We start from the raw sequence: 19,970 nt of genomic DNA, 5'->3' as shown, positions 1-19,970 counted from the left end.
ATCAGAGGCAGCCCTTTTATCCACCTTTGTTTCATCAGGAAATCTTATGGCTATCGAGCGCACTCTCTCCATCATCAAGCCCGACGCAGTTGCTAAGAACGTCATCGGTCAAATCTACGCCCGTTTTGAAGCCGCTGGCCTCAAGGTGGTTGCTGCCCGTATGGCCCACCTGTCGCGCCTCGAAGCCGAACAGTTCTACGCTGTGCACAAAGAGCGTCCCTTCTTCAAGGATCTGGTCGATTTCATGATCTCCGGCCCCGTGATGATTCAAGCTCTGGAAGGCGAAAACGCTATCTTGAAAAACCGCGAACTGATGGGCGCAACCGACCCCAAGAAGGCAGACGCTGGCACCATCCGTGCTGACTTTGCCGACAGCATCGATGCCAACGCTGTGCATGGCTCTGACGCCCCCGAAACAGCCGCTGTAGAAATCGCTTTCTTCTTCGCTGGCCTGAACGTTTACTCGCGCTGAGATGGCGTACCCCATGCCGGGCTTGGCACCGCACACCCTCGGGATGCAGCGTCAGCCCATGAATGGGGGCAACAAGCACGAAAGCGTTTTTGCAAAGACATGAGCACCAATCTGCTGGATTTTGATCTTGAAGGCCTGACCGCTTTTTGTGAGCGGCTGGGTGAGAAGCGTTTTCGAGCTACCCAATTGTTCCGCTGGATTCACCAGCGGGGTGCCAGCGATTTCAGCCAAATGAGTGATTTGGCTAAGTCGCTGCGCGAAAAGTTGGCCACCTGCGCGCATATCAGCACCTTGCCAGTGGTTAGCGAGCACCAATCTGCGGACGGCACTGTCAAATGGCTGTTTGATGTGGGTGCCGGTAATGCAGTTGAAACCGTCTTTATCCCCGAAGATGACCGGGGCACCCTGTGTGTTTCTTCACAGGCGGGTTGCGCTGTGGGCTGCCGCTTTTGCTCTACCGGACACCAAGGTTTTAGCCGCAACCTGAGCACTGCAGAAATATTGGCCCAGCTCTGGTTTGCCGAGCACACCCTGCGCGCTCGCCTTGGCGTCTCAGAACGGGTGATTTCCAATGTGGTGATGATGGGCATGGGCGAGCCTTTACAGAACTATAGCGCCTTGTTGCCTGCTTTGCGTGCCATGCTGGACGACCACGGCTATGGGCTGTCGCGCCGCCGCCTGACGGTGTCCACCTCTGGCATCGTGCCCATGATAGATCGACTGGCAGTGGATTGCCCCGTGGCCTTGGCTGTCTCCCTGCATGCGCCCAACGACACTTTGCGCGACCACCTGGTGCCGCTCAACCGCAAATATCCCCTTGATGAGTTGATGCAAGCCTGTGTGCGTTATCTGGCCCATGCGCCGCGCGATTTCATTACCTTTGAATACTGTATGCTGGATGGCGTCAATGACCAGCCAGAACACGCCCAGCAACTGATCCGGCTTGTGCGCTCTTATGCCAATGGCAAGGCTTGGTGCAAGTTCAACCTTATCCCTTTCAATCCCTTTCCTGCTTCAGGTTTGCACCGTTCTGCACAGCCACAGGTATTGGCGTTTGCCAAATTGCTCAATGATGCGGGCATTGTGACCACCGTGCGCAAAACACGTGGCGACGATATTGATGCCGCCTGCGGACAACTGGCAGGTGAAGTGCAAGATCGTACCCGTGCTACCGAACGCATGGCGCAGCGGCGTACTATTGTGCTGACACCCATCGCCTCCGGGCAGGAGAAGCACTGAAATGCCCCCAGGTCTGACCAAGAAAGGCCGTTATTGGGCAGGAATCGGGATATTGCTTTGGTGTCTCGGTGGCCTGTCTGGCTGCGCTACTGGGCATCCTCCGGTGGCAAACAGTGACGTTTTGTCGCCCTCTGAGGAGGGTGAAGCACGTCGCCGGGCCCGTATTCGTTTGGAGTTGGCTGCCAATTATTTCGAGGCGGGTCAAACCTCGGTAGCTCTGGACGAAGTTAAACAAGCATTGGTCACCGACCCTGGTTATGCCGACGCTTACAACCTGCTCGGTCTGATTTACATGCGGCTCAATGAGTATGCACAGGCCGACACCAGCTTCCAGCGGGCGCTGGATTTGCGTCCCACCGACCCGAATCTTCTGCACAACCGGGCATGGTTGCTCTGTTCACAAAAAAAATATCCGCAGGCCAACGACATCTTTATGCAGGTGTTGGCCCATCCTACCTATGCTGCCCGTAGCAAGACCTTGATGGCGCAGGGGCTTTGCCATGCCAGGGCGGGTGACGAGGTGGCCGCCGAGCAGGCCTTGATGCGCTCCTATGAACTCGATGCAGGCAACCCAGTGGTGGCCTACCACCTGTCCAGTTTGCTTTTGCGGCGCAATGAGTTGGTGCGGGCCCAGTTTTACATCCGTCGTTTGAACAATAGCGAAATGTCGAATGCCGAAACACTGTGGTTGGGTATCAAGGTAGAGCGGGCCTTGCGTAATGTGGTGGCCATGCAACAATTGGCAGACCAGTTGCGCAAACGGTTCCCAGACTCCTCCGAACTCGCCTTGTACGATAAGGGGCGCTTTGATGAGTGAGTTGTCAAGCGCCCCCACTGAGGCCACAGTGCCATTTGCAGCACCGCCTTCGGTATCCCCCGGTAGTTTGTTGCGCCAAGCGCGTCAAGCCCAAGGACTGCATGTCGAGACGCTGGCCGCCTCGCTCAAAGTGCCTGTGGCTAAATTAGAGGCGCTGGAGGCAGATAACTTTGCTGTGTTTCCAGATGCCAATTTCGTTCGTGCATTTGCAGCCAGCGTCTGTAGAACGCTCAAAATAGACGCCGCAGAAGTTTTGGCAGCCATGCCTCCAGGTGCCTTGCCTCGGTTGGCACATAACAGTGAAGGTATCAATACCCGTTTGCGTGACGAGCGCAGCCGCTCACTGTTTACCGTGCTGGGGGGTAAGTCGATCACGCTGGCTATTTTTGCTCTGCTGCTGGGTGCTTTGCTGGTGTTTTTCCTGCCCCAGCGTTCAGAAACTGAGCCAGAAATACCCGAAGAAGAGCTATCTGCCCCAGCGCCTGCGCCTGCTGCTAGGCTGGACGCAGAAAAAACCGATCACATCCCCACCCCACCACCCACTGTGCCAACAACGCCCAGCGTGGTTGTGGCACCGCCCACCACCACTCCCACACTGGCACTAAGTCAGCCCCAGCCTGCCACCCCGCAGCAGCTTCCTCTGTCGCCCTCTCCTGCCACAGTGGCAGCATCTTCTTCCCCACAGACAGCCCCTGCTGTCTCTGCTGAGGGTGTCTTGGTGTTGAGCGCCCGTGCATCCTCTTGGATTCATGTCCGCGATGCCAAAGGTGCAACGGTATTGCAGCGCACGCTGGCCAGTGGCGAGAGTGTGACCGTCACCCATTCACCTCCCCTGTGGGTGACCGTGGGCCGGGCCGATATGACCGATGTTTATGTGCGTGGTGCGCGTTTTGAAATTGCCGCACTGTCTCGGGAAAATGTCGCCAAATTTGAGGTGAAGTAATGCAAACTCCCCAAGACACCACAGAAGCCATTGCCGTGGCAGCCCCCCTAGCCCGCCGCAGCCGCCAAGCCAAGGTGGTGTGGGGGACGCGTGAGGTGCGTATCGGTGGCGATGCCCCCGTGTGCATCCAGTCCATGACCAACACCGACACTGTCGATGCCATTGCCACAGCCATTCAGGTCAAAGAGTTGGCACAGGCAGGCTCTGAGCTTGTGCGTATCACGGTCAATACCCCTGAAGCTGCCGCAGCGGTGCCGTATGTGCGCGAGCAGCTCGACCGCATGGGTATTGACGTGCCGTTGGTGGGTGATTTCCACTACAACGGCCATACCCTGCTCACGGACTACCCAGCCTGTGCGCAGGCTTTATCCAAATACCGTATCAACCCCGGTAATGTGGGCAAGGGGGAGAAGCGCGACCGCCAGTTTGGTCAGATGATCGAGGCCGCCATGCGTTGGCAAAAGCCGGTGCGTATCGGTGTCAATTGGGGCAGCTTAGACCAAGAACTGCTGGCTCGGTTGATGGACGATAACGCCCTGCGTGCCACCCCCCGTGATGCCAAGCAAATCATGTACGAGGCACTCATTACCTCGGCCATTCAATCGGCTCAGTGGGCTGAAGCCATGGGCCTGCCCGGTGAGCAAATCATCTTGTCGTGTAAAGTCAGTGGCGTACAAGATCTGATCTCGGTTTACCGGGAGTTGGCCCGCCGTTGCAACTATCCCTTGCATCTGGGCCTGACCGAGGCTGGCATGGGCACCAAAGGCACGGTAGCCTCTGCGGCGGCGCTGTCGGTGTTATTGCAAGAAGGCATTGGCGACACCATTCGTGTCTCTCTCACCCCTCAGCCCGGCGAGTCGCGTACCCAAGAGGTGGTGGTGGCGTCTGAGATTTTGCAGGCCTTGGGTTTGCGCACGTTCAACCCCAGCGTCACGGCATGCCCCGGTTGTGGCCGTACCACCAGTACTACGTTTCAAGAGTTAGCCAAGCAAATTGACGACTACCTGCGTCAGCAAATGCCCACTTGGCGCACCCAATACCCAGGGGTCGAAACCCTCAAGGTGGCGGTAATGGGTTGCATCGTTAATGGCCCTGGTGAAAGCAAACACGCCGATATTGGTATCAGCCTGCCCGGTACTGGCGAAGCGCCTGCGGCCCCAGTGTTTATTGATGGCAAAAAAGTGACCACTCTGCGCGGTGGCCAGATCATTGCCGAATTTCACCAAATCGTGGACAACTATGTGGCGCAGCGGTTCGGTGCCTAATGTGGTGGATTCTGGTTTTTATGGATGAGGGATGCGTGTGAGTACCGAGAACAACAAGACTGTGACCAAAGCTGGAAAAATCAAAGCCATCAAGGGCATGAATGACATCTTGCCACCCCATTCTGCACAATGGGAGTGGCTAGAAGACAAGGTGCGCCAACTGATGGCGCGCTTTGCCTACCAAAATATCCGCACCCCCATCCTAGAGAACACTGGCCTTTTTATCCGGGGCTTGGGCGAAGTCACAGATATCGTCGAAAAAGAGATGTACTCTTTTGAAGACCGCCTCAATGGTGAGCAGCTCACCTTGCGCCCTGAAAGCACTGCTGGCGTGGTGCGGGCGGTGGTCGAGCACTCGATGCTGTATGAAGGTGGCAAGCGCCTGTACTACATGGGGCCGATGTTCCGCCACGAGCGGCCTCAGCGGGGACGCTATCGACAGTTTCATCAGATGGGTGCGGAGGCCTTGGGGTTTCCGGGTGCCGAAGTGGATGCTGAATTGATCCTGCTGGCCGATGCACTCTGGAAAGAACTGGGCTTGACCAACGTTCGCCTAGAACTCAACAGCCTAGGTCAGCCTGAAGAACGCAAGGCCCACCGTGCCGCGCTCATTACCTATTTCGAGGCCCATGCCGATCAGCTCGATGAAGATGCCAGCCGGCGTTTACATAGCAACCCCCTGCGCATTCTCGACACCAAAAACCCAGCCATGAAGGCGTTGGTTGAAGCCGCGCCACGCCTGCTTGATTTTTTGGGTGAAGCCTCGTTGGCCCATTTGCACACGGTGCAATCTATTCTCACTGCCGCTGGCGTGGCTTGGCAGATCAACCCGCGTTTGGTGCGGGGCATGGACTATTACAACCTGACGGTGTTTGAGTTCATCACCGAGCAGCTGGGCTCCCAAGGTACCATTTGTGGTGGTGGCCGCTACGATGGTTTGATTGAACAAATTGGTGGCAAGCCCGCTCCAGCGGTGGGTTGGGCTTTGGGGGTTGAGCGGGTGCTGGAACTGCTCAAGGAGCAAGGAGCCGCGCCACAGCCTGTGGCCCCTGATGCCTACGCTATTTTGCCCAGTGCTGCCGTATTGCCAGCTGCATTCGCGTTATTGCAGCAATTGCGCGCACTGGGAACTTCAGTACAAATGCACAGTCCCACCCAGCCTGGTGAGGGGATGGGCAGCATGAAATCGCAATTTAAGAAGGCCGATGCCAGTGGCGCCCGGTATGCCTTGATCTTTGGCGAAGATGAGGTCTCTCGTGGCCATGTGATCGTCAAGGCTCTGCGCGATGGTCAAGGCCAACAGCAGGAATACGCCATTGCCCATGTCCATGAGTGGGCAGCCGTCTTTAAATCCACCCATTAAATCGGGGTTCACTTTATGGCCAATCATCTCGATCTTGAAGAACAAGAGCAAATAGACCAGCTCAAGCACTTCTGGAACACTTGGGGTACCCTGATCAGTTCGGCACTGTTGCTTATTTTTGGATCGATAGCCATCTGGAATGGCTATCAATTCTGGCAAAACCGACAGTCCATGCAGGCCGCGGCTTTGCTGGAAGAATTGAGCACGTCTGTCTTGGCCAAAAATGAGTCGAGGGTGGGGCAAGCCTTCAATGACATCCGTGAAAAATATGCCAGCACCCATCAGGCGGTGCAGGCGGGTTTGTTGGCTTCCAAAGCAGCCCAAGAAAAACCAGGGCCAGTCAAACCTGAGGACGCGCTTTCGTGGGTGGCACAAAGCGGTGCTGATGAAGGATACAAATCAATTGCACGTCTGCGCCTCGCCAGCTTGTTGATGGAAAAAGGCGCTTATGATGAAGCGTTGCAGCAACTGGCCGTAGCTTTTCCACCAGAGTTTGAAGCCATTGTGGCAGACCGCAAAGGTGATATTCAAATGCTGCAACAAAAGCCGACCGATGCCGTTCAGCAGTATCTGCTGGCCCACGAGAAATCTGGTGCTAATCCAGAGTACAGGCGGCTAGTGGAGTTCAAGCTCAATGCGTTGGGTGTCAATCCGTCGGGTTCTTCGGCAGCGTCTGCTGGTAAGGGGGTAGCAGGGTGAAAACAGATCCAAACCTGAAGCCTCTACGGCATTCACCCCGTTGGTTGGGGGTGGTACTGGCCAGTTTGATGCTTGGCGCTTGCTCTTTTCTGGGCTCTAGCCCAGAGAACAAGCCCAAGGATATAGAAGTCCATGCGCCGCTCTTGAACATACAGCAAACATGGACGGCCAAAGTGGGCACAGCCTTCAAGGCACAGATGTCCATGCAAGCCAAGGCCCATGTGCTCACAGTAGCTTCCTCTGATGGGGAAGTGACCGCTATCGACGCCAACACAGGCCATGCGTTGTGGAAAGCCTCTTTGCAAGAGGCACTCACCGCCGGAGCAGGGGTAGACGGTGACGTGGTGGCTGTGGTGTCAGCCAATAACGAACTGGTTTTGTTGGTAGCTGGTCAGGAAAAATGGCGTCAACGCTTGACGGCACCCGTCTTTACCGCCCCATTGGTGGCTGGGGGGCGCGTGTTCCTGCTCAGCACAGACAGGAGCATCATGGCATTTGATGCCAATGCGGGCCATCGGCTGTGGACGCAAACGCCTTCTACCACCAACGAGAGTCTGGTGCTGCAACAAGCCGGTGTCTTGACCGCCATGAACAATACCTTGCTGGTAGGGGTTTATGGCAGATTGGCCGGTATTCAGCCAGACACGGGCAGTGTGTTGTGGGAGTCTCCCTTGTCGATTCCCAGAGGCACCAATGAGATTGAGCGTCTGGTGGACTTGGTGGGGCCAGTCAGCAAAACCAATGGTGTGTTATGTGCAAGGTCTTTTCAATCGGTAGTGGCCTGTGTCAATGCCGGCAACGGTAAAATGCTGTGGACGCAAAAGTCCCACGGTATTCATGGCGTTGATGGAGATCAGCAAGCCGTTTATGGCGTGGAAAGCAATGGTATGGTGGTAGCTTGGAACCGCAGCAATGGTTCGCAGCTATGGTCTACAGACCAGTTGAAGTATCGCAAGCTGTCTCCACCTTTGCTGTTGGGGCGCTCGGTGATTGTTGGTGACAGCACGGGGAACTTGTATTTCCTGTCCAAAACTGACGGAAGCCTGCTCAACCGTGTAAAAACCGACGATTCCGGTATTTTGGCGCAACCCATGATTGCCGGAAACACCTTGGTGGTCACAACGGCCGCAGGAAAAATATACGGCTTTCGTCCAGAATAAATAAAATTATCAATGAAACCAGTCATCGCTTTGGTAGGTCGTCCCAACGTGGGGAAATCTACCCTCTTCAACCGCATGACAAAGTCTCGGGATGCGATCGTCGCAGACTTTGCTGGTTTAACGCGTGACCGCCATTACGGAAGTGGGAAGCAGGGCAAGCACGAGTATATTGTGATCGATACCGGTGGTTTTGAGCCTGACGCCTCCTCTGGTATCTATCGCGAAATGGCCCGTCAGACACAACAAGCGGTCGCAGAGGCCGATGTGGTGGTGTTTGTGGTCGATGCCCGTGCGGGTCTTTCTGGTCAAGACCACGATATTGCACAATATTTGCGGCGTTTGGGTAAGCAATGCGTCCTGGTAGCCAATAAGGCCGAAGGGATGCGTGAGGGGATGCAGCTCTCAGAGTTTTATGAGCTGGGGTTGGGTGAGGTTCATGCCATTTCTGCGGCACATGGGCAGGGCATCCGCGGATTGATTGAGCTGGCACTCAACGACTTGGGATTGGACGACACGGATGATGTGGGTGCAGAGCCTGATGCCAGCATCAAATTGGCCGTGGCGGGGCGCCCCAATGTTGGCAAATCTACCTTGATCAATGCTTGGCTGGGTGAGGAACGCTTGGTGGCATTTGATATGCCAGGTACCACCAGAGATGCCATTTCGGTGCCCTTTGAGCGCGATGGTCAAAAATTTGAATTGGTCGATACGGCAGGGTTGCGTCGTAAAGGCCGGGTATTTGAAGCCATTGAAAAGTTTTCTGTCGTCAAGACCTTGCAGGCCATTGATTCTGCCAATGTGGTGTTGCTCTTGCTTGATGCCACCCAAGGCATTACAGACCAAGATGCCCATATTGCTGGATACATTCTAGAAAGTGGCCGTGCTGTTGTGGTTGCGGTGAACAAATGGGATGCTGTGGACGAGTACCAACGTCAGTTGGTCGAGCGCGCCATAGAAAGCAAGTTGGGGTTTCTCAAGTTTGCTGCCTTGCATTTTATTTCTGCGGCCAAGAGGCAAGGATTGGCCGCCTTGTGGCCCGCTATTTTGCAGGCCCATCAGGCTGCTGTCTGCAAGATGCCTACGCCCGTATTGACACGTTTGTTACTAGAGGCGGTGCAGTTTCAGAGTCCCAAACGCTCGGGCATGTTCCGTCCTAAGCTTCGTTATGCCCATCAGGGGGGCATGAATCCACCCGTGATTGTGATCCACGGTAATTCTTTGGAGCATGTCACAGAGGCTTACAAAAGATTTTTGGAAGGGCGCTTCCGCAAAGAGTTCAACTTGGTTGGCACCCCGTTGCGCATAGAGATGAAAACCTCTAAAAACCCTTATGCCAATCAGGATGATTAATCATCGTCTTGGTTGTTAATGCTGAGTTTTGGTGCCTGAAAATAAAATTCATTGCCGATAGTTGCTTCAATCCTTTTTACCATCTACTTCTATTTTTAACACGGAGAATATCGTGAGCAACAAAGGTCAAATTCTGCAAGATCCATTTCTGAACGCCCTGCGGCGTGAGCATGTGCCGGTTTCCATTTATTTGGTCAATGGTATTAAGTTGCAAGGTCAGATCGAGTCTTTTGATCAGTATGTGGTGCTTTTGCGTAACACAGTCACGCAAATGGTTTACAAACATGCTATATCTACCATAGTCCCAGGGCGTGCGGTGAATTTTTCAATTGCTGAAAATACAGATCCTGAAAATTCCTAAGCATTAGCCGTAGACTTCAACTAAAAATTGATTTGAAATCAGATAACGCGAGCCAAGAAAAATCTACACCCGTACTCTTGGTGGGGGTAGATTTTGGGACTGTGGATTTTGATGCCCAGCTAGAAGAGTTGGGCCTGTTGGCGCAGACCGCAGGAATGCGGCCTGTGGCATCGGTAGTTTGCAAACGCAAGGCGCCAGATGCAGCCTTGTTTGTGGGTAGCGGCAAAGCAGATGAGATACGTTTGCTGGCACAGATGCATGGAGCGGTTGAAGTCCTGTTTGATCAGGCACTCAGCCCCGCACAGCAAAGAAATCTGGAGCGCCACCTCGAATTGCCGGTCAATGACCGTACCTTTCTGATTTTGGAGATTTTTGCCCAACGGGCCAGAAGTCACGAAGGTAAATTGCAGGTTGAATTGGCTCGGCTCAACTACCTCAGTACCCGTTTGGTGCGCCGTTGGTCACATCTGGAGCGGCAACGGGGAGGGATTGGTGCCCGTGGTGGGCCTGGTGAGGCCCAGATTGAATTGGATCGCCGCATGATTGGCGAAGCGATCAAACGGCTCAAAGAGCGGCTGTCCAAGGTCAAACGCCAACGCTCGACCCAACGGCGTCAACGCGAGCGGCGTGACACCTTCAATGTCTCGCTGGTGGGTTACACCAATGCCGGTAAATCTACCTTGTTCAACGCACTGGTGAAAGCCAGGGCTTTTGCCGCAGACCAGCTTTTTGCCACGCTCGATACCACCACACGCCAGTTCTATATTGGCGAACTTCAACGTTCGGTCTCTTTGTCCGATACGGTGGGATTCATCCGAGACTTGCCACATGGCCTGATCGATGCCTTTCAAGCCACGTTGCAAGAAGCAGTGGATGCGGATTTGCTGTTGCATGTGATTGATGCTGCCAATCCAAAATTTCCTGAACAGATCCAACAGGTGCAACAGGTGCTGGAAGAAATCGGTGCAATCGATGTTCCACAATTGCTGGTGTTCAACAAGATCGATGCGTTGCCCGAGGGCCAACAACCTGCACTGTTGCAGGATGTTTATGAGCTTGATGGCCGCTTGATTCCCCGTGTGTTTGTGAGCGCCCGCACAGGTGTTGGGTTGGCAGGTCTGCGCAGCCAATTGGCAGCAACGATTGTGGCTTTGACAGAGATGCCCACACAGGCCGATGTCCCTTTCTTGCAGTCCCAAGATCCGGGTTAGGCGTTGTTGTTTTAAGCTAACTGAAATCAGAATCAGAGAATTTTTGCATGAACCAACCATCTTCTCTTCGTGGCTGGGCACCTGTGTTGCAGCGCCTGCGTGGGATGTTCAATCTCAACGATCCGCGCTGGGGGCGTGGTGACAACAACTCTGGTGATGACAAACAGCCTCCCCCCACCCCGCGCCCCCCTTCTGAGCGCCCCCCTGCGCCACGAGGACGTGATTCAAGCAACCAAACGGGGCAACAACCCCCAGACTTGGACGAGTTGTGGCGCGATCTCAACCGCAAACTGGCGGGGCTCTTTGGTGAGAAGCCGGGTGGTGGTGCCGGTAATGGCAATGGTGGCAATGTGCCGCCAGACATGAAGGGCGCTGGTCTGGGTGTTGGTGTGATTGCCACCATTGCTGTGCTGATCTGGTTGGGCACAGGGTTCTTCATTGTTCAGGAAGGCCAACAGGCGGTGATTACCCAGTTTGGCAAGTACCACAGCACGGTGGGGGCTGGTTTCAACTGGCGTTTGCCTTATCCGGTTCAACGCCACGAGTTGGTGTTTGTGACGCAGATTCGTTCTACCGATGTTGGGCGCGACAGCATCATCAAGTCTACAGGTCTGCGTGAGTCGGCCATGTTGACCGAAGATGAAAATATCGTTGAGATCAAGTTTGCCGTGCAATACCGACTCAACGATGCCAGAGCTTGGTTGTTTGAAAGCAAAAACCCAGCCGATGCTGTGACCCAGGCGGCAGAAACTGCTGTGCGCGAGGTGGTGAGCAAGATGCGTATGGATACGGCACTGGCAGAAGAGCGCGACCAAATTGCCCCCCGTGTACGCACCTTGATGCAAACCATCCTAGACCGTTACAAGGTTGGTGTAGAGGTGGTGGGTATTAATTTGCAGCAAGGCGGCGTACGGCCACCCGAGCAGGTGCAGTCGGCGTTTGATGACGTGCTCAAAGCAGGGCAAGAGCGCGAACGGGCCAAGAATGAAGCACAGGCTTACGCCAATGACGTAGTGCCGCGTGCTGTGGGTTCTGCCTCGCGGCTCAAGGAAGAGGCCGAAGCCTACAAGGCCCGGATTGTGGCGCAAGCACAGGGGGATGCACAACGCTTTAGCTCTGTGTTGGCCGAATACCAGAAGGCGCCCCAAGTGACCCGTGATCGCCTGTATATCGAGTCTATGCAGCAAATCTACAGCAATGTCACCAAGGTGATGGTCGATTCGCGCCAAGGTGGCAATCTGCTGTATTTGCCGCTAGAGAAAATTCTGCAAGGTGGCACTGCGTCTGCCTCAGATGTGGTGGGTGTACCCGCTTCCACTGCCACGCCCCCGGTGTCCACACCCTCGGGAAATATGTCGGTGGATGCTCGCACACGCGACAGCGGCCGTACACGTGACCGTGAAGCACGCTAGGAGAACGATGTGAATCGTGTTGGATTTTTTGCTTCCTCGGTTTTTGCTCTGCTGGCATTGGCCAGTTCTATGTTGTTTGTGGTGGATCAGCGCCAATTTGGCGTTGTCTACGCACTGGGACAAATCAAAGAAGTCATTACCGAGCCTGGTCTGAATTTCAAGCTGCCGCCACCGTTCCAAAACGTGTCGTACATTGACAAGCGTTTGTTGACACTGGACAGCACAGATACCGAACCCATGCTGACCGCAGAAAAGCAACGGGTAGTGATCGACTGGTATGTGCGTTGGCGTATCAGTGAGCCGTCTGAATACATCCGCAATGTGGGGTTGGATGAGAATGCTGGTGCGACCCAACTCAATCGGGTGGTGCGCAATGCCTTCCAAGAAGAAATCAACAAGCGTACCGTCAAGGAGTTGCTGTCTTCCAAGCGCGAGCAGTTGATGGCCGATGTTAAGCGTGAGGTGCTGGAGTCGGTGCGTGGTAGCAAGCCCTGGGGCGTGGACGTGGTGGATGTGCGTATCACCCGTGTCGATTATGTGGAGTCCATCACCGAGTCGGTGTATCGCCGTATGGAAGCTGAACGCAAGCGTGTGGCCAACGAGTTGCGCTCCACGGGGGCGGCTGAGGGCGAAAAGATCCGTGCCGACGCCGACCGCCAGCGTGAAATCACCATTGCCAACGCTTACCGTGATGCGCAGAAGGTGAAGGGCGAGGGCGATGCCGAGGCGGCCCGCATCTATGCCGAAGCCTTTGGCCGCGATCCGCAGTTTGCCCAGTTTTACCGCAGCCTAGATGCCTACAAAGCCAGCTTCAGTAAGAAGAGCGATGTGCTGCTGCTAGATCCCAATTCTTCGGAGTTTTTCAAGGTGTTTCGTGGGGGCGCGGCAGGCGCAGCATCCCGCCACTGAGGCCTGAGCTACTCACAGCAGCCCCCTGCCGATCAGCAAGATTGGCCGGGGGTTTTTTCTTGCAGTGGGGGGCGCATGGACAAGGTCAGCCCTGCCAGATACACATCCATCGTTTGTTGGCCGGTCTGCTCTAAATCAAAGGCCTGCGGGTTCAGCAGCCAGTGCTGTACCAGCCCTTCGACCAGCGCCTGCAAGCCTGTGGCTGCTGTGTGCAAAGGAATAGCCAATGCTTGCCCCCTCGCTTGTACGGCTGAGGTCAAGGCCAATTGGTTGTGTTCTACACACTGACGGTAGATGCGCAAACAGCGTTCTTGCACGGCCACAAGCTCGTTGGTTAATTCCATTTTGTGGATGGCAATTTCCAGTACCCGTCGGGTAGAAGCATCGGTGGCAATGATGTGCAATGCACCCAATAAAGCAGTACGCAGTTGGGTGAGGGCATCGCCATCGGTGACCAGACTGGCCTGTGCGTGAATCTCTTCCAATGGCAGCGTGACCCGCTCCATCATGGCATTGAACAGGTCAGCCTTGTCCTTGAAATGCCAATAGATAGCCCCGCGCGTTGTACCGGCAGCGGTCGCAATATCGTTCAGTGAGGTGCGTGAGACACCTCGCGCTTGGAACAACTGCTCTGCAGCATCTAGTAACCCGTTGCGCGTGGCCTGCGCCTCGGCCTTGGTGCGTCGCGCCATAAATCATCTCCACTGTCAGGGGCAAAGCTTGTACTATACATACATTCTCGAATGTATGTATACTGCATCTCTTCTTTCACCATCCTGTCTTCAAGATGGAGCAGTGTGCGCGGTGTCTTTCCAAAGATGCCGTTTTTCTGTGCGCACTGCCTTTTTCCGCCAAAGGATTCCTGCCATGCCTGCTTTGTTGCGTCTTTCCCAGACTGCTTTGTCACCTGCTGTTTTGTCAAAGCGGCCATTCTTTGATGCAGGTGCGGTGGTAGCCAGTGCAGTGGCGGTGCTATTGTTGGCTGGCTGTGGCAAGACAGAAGCACCAGCGGCAGCGGCTGGCCCTGGGGGCAAGATGCCAGCCCCAGAAGTTGGGGTGGTGACGGCGGCATTGGGTGATGTGGGGTTGGTCACGGAGTTGCCAGGGCGTTTGGAGGCGTCACGGGTGGCTCAGGTGCGGGCGCGTGCTGCAGGCATTGTGCAAAAACGGCTATTTGTAGAAGGCAGTGAGGTGAAGCAGGGGCAGCCGCTGTTTGTCATTGATCCGGCACCTTATCAGGCGGCCTTGCAGACCGCACAGGCCCAGTTGGCTCGGGCGCAGGCCAATCTGACCCAAGCATCGGCATTGGCCCAACGTTATCAGCCTTTGGTGGATGCCCATGCCGTGAGTCGGCAGGAATATGCCAATGCAGTGGCGGCTGAACAGCAGGCACAGGCCGATGTGGCTGCAGGAAAAGCAGCCGTGCAGACGGCGCAAATCAATCTGAGCCACGCCAGTGTGACAGCACCGATTGCGGGCCGCATTGGCCGGGCATTGGTGACCGAAGGCGCGTTGGTTGGGCAGGGAGAGAGCACGCCTCTGGCCGTGATTCAGCAAATTCATCCGGTATATGTGAACTTTACCCAGTCGGCTGCAGAGGTGATGAAGTTGCGTCGGGCTTTGGAGGCGGGACAACTCAAGCGGGCGGCGGGGAAAGAAGCGGCCAGCATCCGAGTGGTGTTGGACGATGGCAGTGAATACCCTTTGTCGGGCAAGTTGTTGTTTTCGGATCTGACAGTAGATGCCACTACAGGACAAATCACTTTGCGTGCCGAAGTGCCTAACCCCAAAGTCGAATTGCTGCCGGGGCTGTATGTGCGTGTGCGCTTGGAGCAGGCCCAGGTGGCTGATGCCATTACTTTGCCGCAACAGGCCGTGACCCGCACCCAGCAAGGAGACAAAGTGACGGTGGTGACCGCTGAGGGCAAGCTGGTGCCACGCACCGTGAAGGTAGGGGCTGCACGCAATAACCAGTGGATTGTGTTGGAGGGGCTTCAGGCGGGTGAACAGGTGATGGTGGACGGCTTCCAGAAGTTGCAGATGCTGCCACCGGGCACGCCTGTAAAGGCTGTGCGGTGGCAGGCGCCGGGCAGCGTGCCCCAGCCCGCTGCACCTGCTGGCGCAGCAGCGGCGGAAGCGGCCAGCACGGCCAAGCAGTAAGGAGCCTCATTCATGGCTAAATTTTTTATTGATCGCCCCATCTTTGCTTGGGTGATTGCTTTGTTCATTATGGTGTTGGGGGCTGTCTCCATCACCAAACTGCCGGTTGCCCAGTACCCCGCAGTGGCCCCGCCGACCATTGTGATCAATGCGGCCTATCCCGGTGCGTCGGCACAGACGCTGGAAGACAGCGTGCTGGCGGTGATTGAGCGCGAGATGAATGGCGCCCCCGGTTTGGCGTATATCGAGACCGTCAGCCAGGCCAATGGCTCTGGCACCATCACCCTGAGTTTTGAACCCGGCACCAATGCGGATCTGGCCCAAGTGGAAGTGCAGAACCGCTTGTCACGGGCTACGCCCCGGTTGCCTGCAGTGGTCAACCAACAAGGCGTACGCGTGGACAAGGCGCGCTCGAACTTCCTGTTGTTTGCGATGCTTTCATCCAACGACCCGAAGATTGATGTCTCAGCCCTGAGCGATTACGCTTCGCGCAATGTGGTGCCCGAGTTGCAGCGCCTGCCCGGCATTGGCCAAGTGCAATTGTTTGGTGCCGAGCGTGCCATGCGTGTCTGGGTTGATCCTACCAAGTTGCAGGGATACCACCTGTCGGCAGCGGAGGTGGCTGCGGCCATTCAGGCACAGAATGCGCAAGTGTCTGCGGGCAGCTTGGGCGAGTTGCCCCATGTGGTGGGACAGACGATTTCTGCCACGGTGGTGGTGCCCGGTCAACTCAGCAACGTAGAAGAGTTTGGTCGGATTGTGCTGCGGGCCAATGCCGACGGCTCGACGGTGCGCCTCCAAGACGTGGCGCGCATTGAGCTGGGGTCGCAGTCCTATGCGACCAGCGCACGGCTCAATGGTAAGCCTGCTTCGGGCATGGGGGTGCAGCTGTCGCCATCGGGCAATGCCTTGGCTGCCGCCGAGGCTGTCAAGGTGCGTTTGGCAGAGCTGGAAAAATATTTTCCGCCCGGTGTGGTGTGGACGATTCCTTATGACAGCTCGGGTTTTGTCAAAATTTCTATTCAACAAGTAGCCAAAACGTTGTTGGAAGCGATTGCGCTGGTGTTCTTGGTGATGTTTCTGTTTTTGCAGAACTTCCGCTACACCATCATTCCGACCATTGTGGTGCCGGTGGCCTTGTTGGGCACCTTTGGTGCCTTGCTGGCGCTGGGCTTCTCGATCAATGTGCTGACCATGTTTGGCATGGTGCTGGTGATCGGTATTGTGGTGGACGATGCCATTGTGGTGGTGGAAAACGTCGAGCGCATCATGAGCGAGGAGGGGCTGTCGCCGCTAGAAGCCACGCGCAAAGCGATGGGGCAAATCTCTGGGGCCATCATCGGTATCACTGTGGTGCTGATTTCGGTGTTTGTGCCACTGGCTTTCTTTGCTGGTTCGGTAGGCAACATCTATCGCCAGTTCTCGGCTGTGATGGCGGTATCGATTGCTTTCTCGGCTTTTATGGCGCTGTCTTTGACTCCTGCCCTGTGTGCCACGCTGCTCAAGCCGGTGCAGGCAGGCCATGCACATGCCAAGACCGGATTTTTTGGCGCTTTTAACCGGGGTTTTGCCCGCAGTGCCAAGGGTTACGAAGGTTGGGTGGCGAAGTTGCTGCACCGTGCGGGCCGGATGATGGTGGTTTATTTGGCATTGGTCGCAGCGGTGGGGGTGTTGTATTTGCGTTTGCCAACCTCCTTCTTGCCCAATGAAGACCAAGGCAATTTGTTGGTCAATATCCAATTGCCACCGGGTGCCACGCAGGAGCGTACCCGCGCTGTGGTGGAGAAGGTAGAGGATTTCATGCTGGCGCAGCCTGAAGTTCAGAGCATGGTGGCGGTGATGGGCTTTAGCTTTTCGGGTCAGGGCCAAAATGCAGGCTTGTCGTTTGTGACGCTCAAAGACTGGGCAGAGCGCCCCGGAGAGGCGCACACCGCCGAAGCGGTTGCCGGTCGTGCCATGGGGGCGTTGATGGGGATACGCGATGCCTTTATCTTCCCGCTGAATCCACCACCTATTCCAGAATTGGGCAGCAGTTCGGGCTTTACCTTCCGCTTGCAGGATCGCGGTGGCAATGGGCACGATGCCTTGGTGGCAGCACGCAACCAGATTTTGGGCATGGCCCGTCAGAGCAAAGTGCTGTCGGGGGTGCGCCCTGATGGGTTGGAAGACGCACCACAGTTGCAAGTAGACATTGACCGCGACAAGGCCAACGCCCAAGGGGTGGGCTTTGCGGCCATCAACAGCAGTATCTCTACCGCCTTGGGGTCGGCCTATGTGAATGATTTTCCCAATGCTGGGCGCTTACAACGTGTGGTGGTACAGGCTGAAGCCAAGGAGCGAATGCAGCCAGAAGACATTCTGAAGCTGACAGCCGTGAACAATGTTGGCAAGGCAGTGCCACTGTCGGCATTTGCCACTACCCGCTGGGCATCGGGGGCCATGCAGACGGTGCGCTACAACGGCTATCCGGCCATGCGTATTTCGGGGGGCGCTGCGCCGGGCTATAGCACCGGGGATGCAATGGTTGAGATGGAACGCTTGGCTAGCCAGTTGCCACCGGGTTTTGGCTTTGAATGGACAGGCCAGTCGCGCGAAGAGAAGCTGGCAGGCTCGCAAGCCATCGTGCTGTATGGTTTTGCCATTTTGGCGGTGTTCTTGGCCTTGGCAGCTTTGTATGAGAGCTGGTCGATTCCGTTGGCTGTGATTTTGGTGGTGCCGCTGGGGGTGCTGGGGGTGCTGTTGGGCATCAGCACACGGGGCATGACCAACGATGTTTATTTCCAAGTCGGCCTGATCACTATTATTGGTTTGTCGGCCAAAAACGCCATTTTGATTATCGAATTTGCCAAAGACCTGCAAGCCCAGGGGCACAGCGTGGTAGAGGCCGCGCTGGAGGCCGCCCATCTGCGTTTCCGTCCGATCATCATGACCTCGCTGGCCTTCATTTTGGGGGTGGTGCCCTTGGCCATTGCATCGGGGGCCAGCTCGGCCAGCCAGCGTGCCATTGGTACGGGGGTGATTTCGGGGATGGTCGTTGGCACTTTGCTGGCGGTGTTTTTTGTGCCCATCTTTTTCGTGGCAGTGCGCAGTTTGTTCAAGGGCAGCGAGCGCCAGCGCAAGATGTATGTTGAACATGCCCGGGCAGCCGGGATTGAGGCCCACCACCATGAAGGCACCCCCCATGCGTAATACCCGGCTGACTTTGACTTGGATGGCCGCGGCCTTGTTGGCCGGTTGTTCTATGACACCGGCGTATGTTCGCCCGGAGGCACCAGTGGCCCCGCAATGGCCCATGACAACCGACGCTGTGCAGGCGGGTCATGCCCACACGGCGGCAAATGTGCTCTGGCAAGACTTTATTGACGATGCGCGGTTGCGTGAACTGGTGGCAATGGCATTGCAGAACAACCGGGACTTGCGGGCGGCATTGGCCAATTTGGAGCAAGCACGGGCGCAGTACCAGATTCGCAAGGCCGACCAGTTGCCAACCATCCAGGCAGGAGTGACGGGCAATCGCCAACCCAAGACCGATGGCAGTGGCGACATCAGCAGTGCCTATAGTGCTGGGTTGTCTCTGGCCTCGTGGGAGATTGATTTCTTTGGGCGTATTGCGAGTCTCAAGGATGCCGCATTGGCCCAATTTCTCGCCACACAGGAGGCCCGCAATGCGGTGCAGACCAGCCTTGTGGCTTCGGTGAGCAGCACTTGGCTGAGTTTGCAAACCAACAATGAATTGCTGGCCCTGACACAGCGCACATTGGTAACGCGTGAGGATTCGCTGCGGCTGGTGCGTTTGCGTTTTGAACAGGGTGTAGCTTCTGCACTGGATCTGCGACAGGCCGAGTCTTTGCTGGCTTCGGCACGGGCTACCTTGGCTCAGCAACAGCGCCTGCGGGCCTTGGATGTGAATGCACTCACGCAACTGGTAGGCCAAACGCTGCCCGATACTTTGCTGGAGTTGCGTTCGAGCACAGAGGCCCGGTCGGCATTGCGTGAGGTGCCCGTGGGACTGCCTTCAGACTTGTTGGAACACCGTCCAGACATTCGGCAGGCAGAGCAACAACTGGTGGCGGCCCATGCCAACATTGGTGCTGCACGCGCCGCATTTTTTCCGCGCATCGCACTCACGGCCAGTGCGGGCACGGCCAGCAGTGCGCTGTCGGGGCTGTTCCAAAGTGGCTCTTGGGGCTGGACTCTGGCACCCCAAGCCATGCTGCCCATTTTTGACTCCGGGCGCAATCAGGCCAATCTGGAAGCAGCACAGGCCAGCCGAGATTTGGCGTTGGCACAGTATGAGAAGGCCATTCAGACAGCGTTTCGGGAAGTGGCCGATGCGCTAGCGGGTTATGCCACCCTAGGGCCACAGCTACAGGCACAGCAAGAACAGGTTCAGGCAGAAGCCGAACGGTTCCGATTGGCCGATCTGCGCTATCGCAATGGTGTGGCTAGTCATCTGGAAGTGTTAGATGCCCAGCGCACGCTGTTTGCCAGCCAGCAGGCACTGACACAAACCCAGTTGGCCCAACGGCAAAACCAGATTGCCCTCTACAAGGCGGTGGGGGGTGGGTGGAAAGCGCCGCCAGCGGCAGAATCTGCACTGGCCCAGTAA

The 19,970-nt window shown here is 56.2% G+C and carries 17 protein-coding genes; 16 read left to right on the top strand and 1 reads right to left on the bottom strand.

The window, feature by feature from the left end; translation table 11 throughout:
* Window positions 1-46 precede the first annotated feature (46 nt).
* The 13 genes from ndk (at window position 47) to hflC (ending at window position 13,201) form a co-directional block, all read left to right on the top strand.
* Window positions 47-472, top strand: coding sequence for a nucleoside-diphosphate kinase (gene ndk, locus ACFO6X_RS09160; RefSeq protein WP_382432260.1), 426 nt, complete (start codon window positions 47-49; stop codon window positions 470-472).
* Between the two features lie 99 nt (window positions 473-571).
* Entirely contained in the window at window positions 572-1,711 is a 1,140-nt protein-coding gene (rlmN, locus tag ACFO6X_RS09155; RefSeq protein WP_382432258.1) for a dual-specificity RNA methyltransferase RlmN, read from the top strand.
* 1 nt (window position 1,712) lies between these two features.
* Window positions 1,713-2,528, top strand: coding sequence for a type IV pilus biogenesis/stability protein PilW (pilW, locus tag ACFO6X_RS09150; RefSeq protein ID WP_382432256.1), 816 nt, complete (start codon window positions 1,713-1,715; stop codon window positions 2,526-2,528).
* Window positions 2,521-3,471: a helix-turn-helix domain-containing protein gene (locus ACFO6X_RS09145; protein WP_382432254.1), complete on the top strand. Its 951-nt coding sequence runs from the start codon at window positions 2,521-2,523 to the stop codon at window positions 3,469-3,471. Before pilW ends, ACFO6X_RS09145 begins: the two co-directional genes overlap by 8 nt.
* On the top strand, window positions 3,471-4,736 hold the full coding sequence (gene ispG, locus ACFO6X_RS09140) for a flavodoxin-dependent (E)-4-hydroxy-3-methylbut-2-enyl-diphosphate synthase (RefSeq protein WP_382432252.1): 1,266 nt from the start codon (window positions 3,471-3,473) through the stop codon (window positions 4,734-4,736). The genes ACFO6X_RS09145 and ispG overlap by 1 nt, the downstream gene beginning before the upstream one ends.
* A 97-nt stretch (window positions 4,737-4,833) precedes the next feature.
* Window positions 4,834-6,099: a histidine--tRNA ligase gene (gene hisS / locus ACFO6X_RS09135; protein ID WP_382432504.1), complete on the top strand. Its 1,266-nt coding sequence runs from the start codon at window positions 4,834-4,836 to the stop codon at window positions 6,097-6,099.
* 15 nt (window positions 6,100-6,114) lie between these two features.
* The gene (locus ACFO6X_RS09130; protein ID WP_382432250.1) at window positions 6,115-6,798 is read left to right on the top strand and encodes a YfgM family protein; all 684 of its coding nucleotides are present in this window, start codon (window positions 6,115-6,117) and stop codon (window positions 6,796-6,798) included.
* The gene (gene bamB, locus ACFO6X_RS09125; protein WP_382432248.1) at window positions 6,795-7,958 is read left to right on the top strand and encodes an outer membrane protein assembly factor BamB; all 1,164 of its coding nucleotides are present in this window, start codon (window positions 6,795-6,797) and stop codon (window positions 7,956-7,958) included. Before ACFO6X_RS09130 ends, bamB begins: the two co-directional genes overlap by 4 nt.
* 12 nt (window positions 7,959-7,970) lie before the next feature.
* Window positions 7,971-9,308, top strand: a complete 1,338-nt coding sequence (gene der, locus ACFO6X_RS09120) for a ribosome biogenesis GTPase Der (RefSeq protein WP_382432246.1) — start codon at window positions 7,971-7,973, stop codon at window positions 9,306-9,308.
* A 112-nt stretch (window positions 9,309-9,420) separates the two neighbouring features.
* Window positions 9,421-9,669 carry an RNA chaperone Hfq gene (gene hfq / locus ACFO6X_RS09115; RefSeq protein ID WP_382432243.1) on the top strand — a complete coding sequence of 83 codons (249 nt, stop codon included), beginning with the start codon at window positions 9,421-9,423 and terminating at the stop codon, window positions 9,667-9,669.
* 32 nt (window positions 9,670-9,701) lie between these two features.
* On the top strand, window positions 9,702-10,880 hold the full coding sequence (hflX, locus tag ACFO6X_RS09110; protein ID WP_382432241.1) for a GTPase HflX: 1,179 nt from the start codon (window positions 9,702-9,704) through the stop codon (window positions 10,878-10,880).
* A gap of 47 nt (window positions 10,881-10,927) precedes the next feature.
* Window positions 10,928-12,292, top strand: coding sequence for an FtsH protease activity modulator HflK (hflK, locus tag ACFO6X_RS09105; protein ID WP_382432239.1), 1,365 nt, complete (start codon window positions 10,928-10,930; stop codon window positions 12,290-12,292).
* Between the two features lie 9 nt (window positions 12,293-12,301).
* A complete protein-coding gene (gene hflC / locus ACFO6X_RS09100; RefSeq protein WP_382432237.1) occupies window positions 12,302-13,201 on the top strand; it encodes a protease modulator HflC in 900 nt (299 codons plus the stop codon).
* 32 nt (window positions 13,202-13,233) lie between these two features.
* Here hflC and ACFO6X_RS09095 read toward each other — a convergent pair whose 3' ends face one another.
* Window positions 13,234-13,893, bottom strand: coding sequence for a TetR family transcriptional regulator (locus tag ACFO6X_RS09095; protein WP_382432235.1), 660 nt, complete (start codon window positions 13,891-13,893; stop codon window positions 13,234-13,236).
* 175 nt (window positions 13,894-14,068) lie between these two features.
* Here ACFO6X_RS09095 and ACFO6X_RS09090 point away from each other — a divergent pair, with 175 nt between their 5' ends.
* The 3 genes from ACFO6X_RS09090 to ACFO6X_RS09080 are packed head-to-tail and all read left to right on the top strand — an operon-like array spanning window position 14,069 to window position 19,970.
* Entirely contained in the window at window positions 14,069-15,361 is a 1,293-nt protein-coding gene (locus ACFO6X_RS09090) for an efflux RND transporter periplasmic adaptor subunit (protein WP_382432233.1), read from the top strand.
* Window positions 15,362-15,373: 12 nt separating this feature from the next.
* On the top strand, window positions 15,374-18,550 hold the full coding sequence (locus ACFO6X_RS09085; RefSeq protein WP_382432231.1) for an efflux RND transporter permease subunit: 3,177 nt from the start codon (window positions 15,374-15,376) through the stop codon (window positions 18,548-18,550).
* Window positions 18,528-19,970, top strand: coding sequence for an efflux transporter outer membrane subunit (locus ACFO6X_RS09080; RefSeq protein WP_382432229.1), 1,443 nt, complete (start codon window positions 18,528-18,530; stop codon window positions 19,968-19,970). The genes ACFO6X_RS09085 and ACFO6X_RS09080 overlap by 23 nt, the downstream gene beginning before the upstream one ends.

Source organism: Giesbergeria sinuosa, assembly GCF_042652905.1.
Lineage (GTDB): Bacteria > Pseudomonadota > Gammaproteobacteria > Burkholderiales > Burkholderiaceae_C > Simplicispira > Simplicispira sinuosa.
The sequence above is the reverse complement of the archived record's forward strand: the minus strand, read 5'-3'. Positions and strand labels throughout refer to the sequence as shown.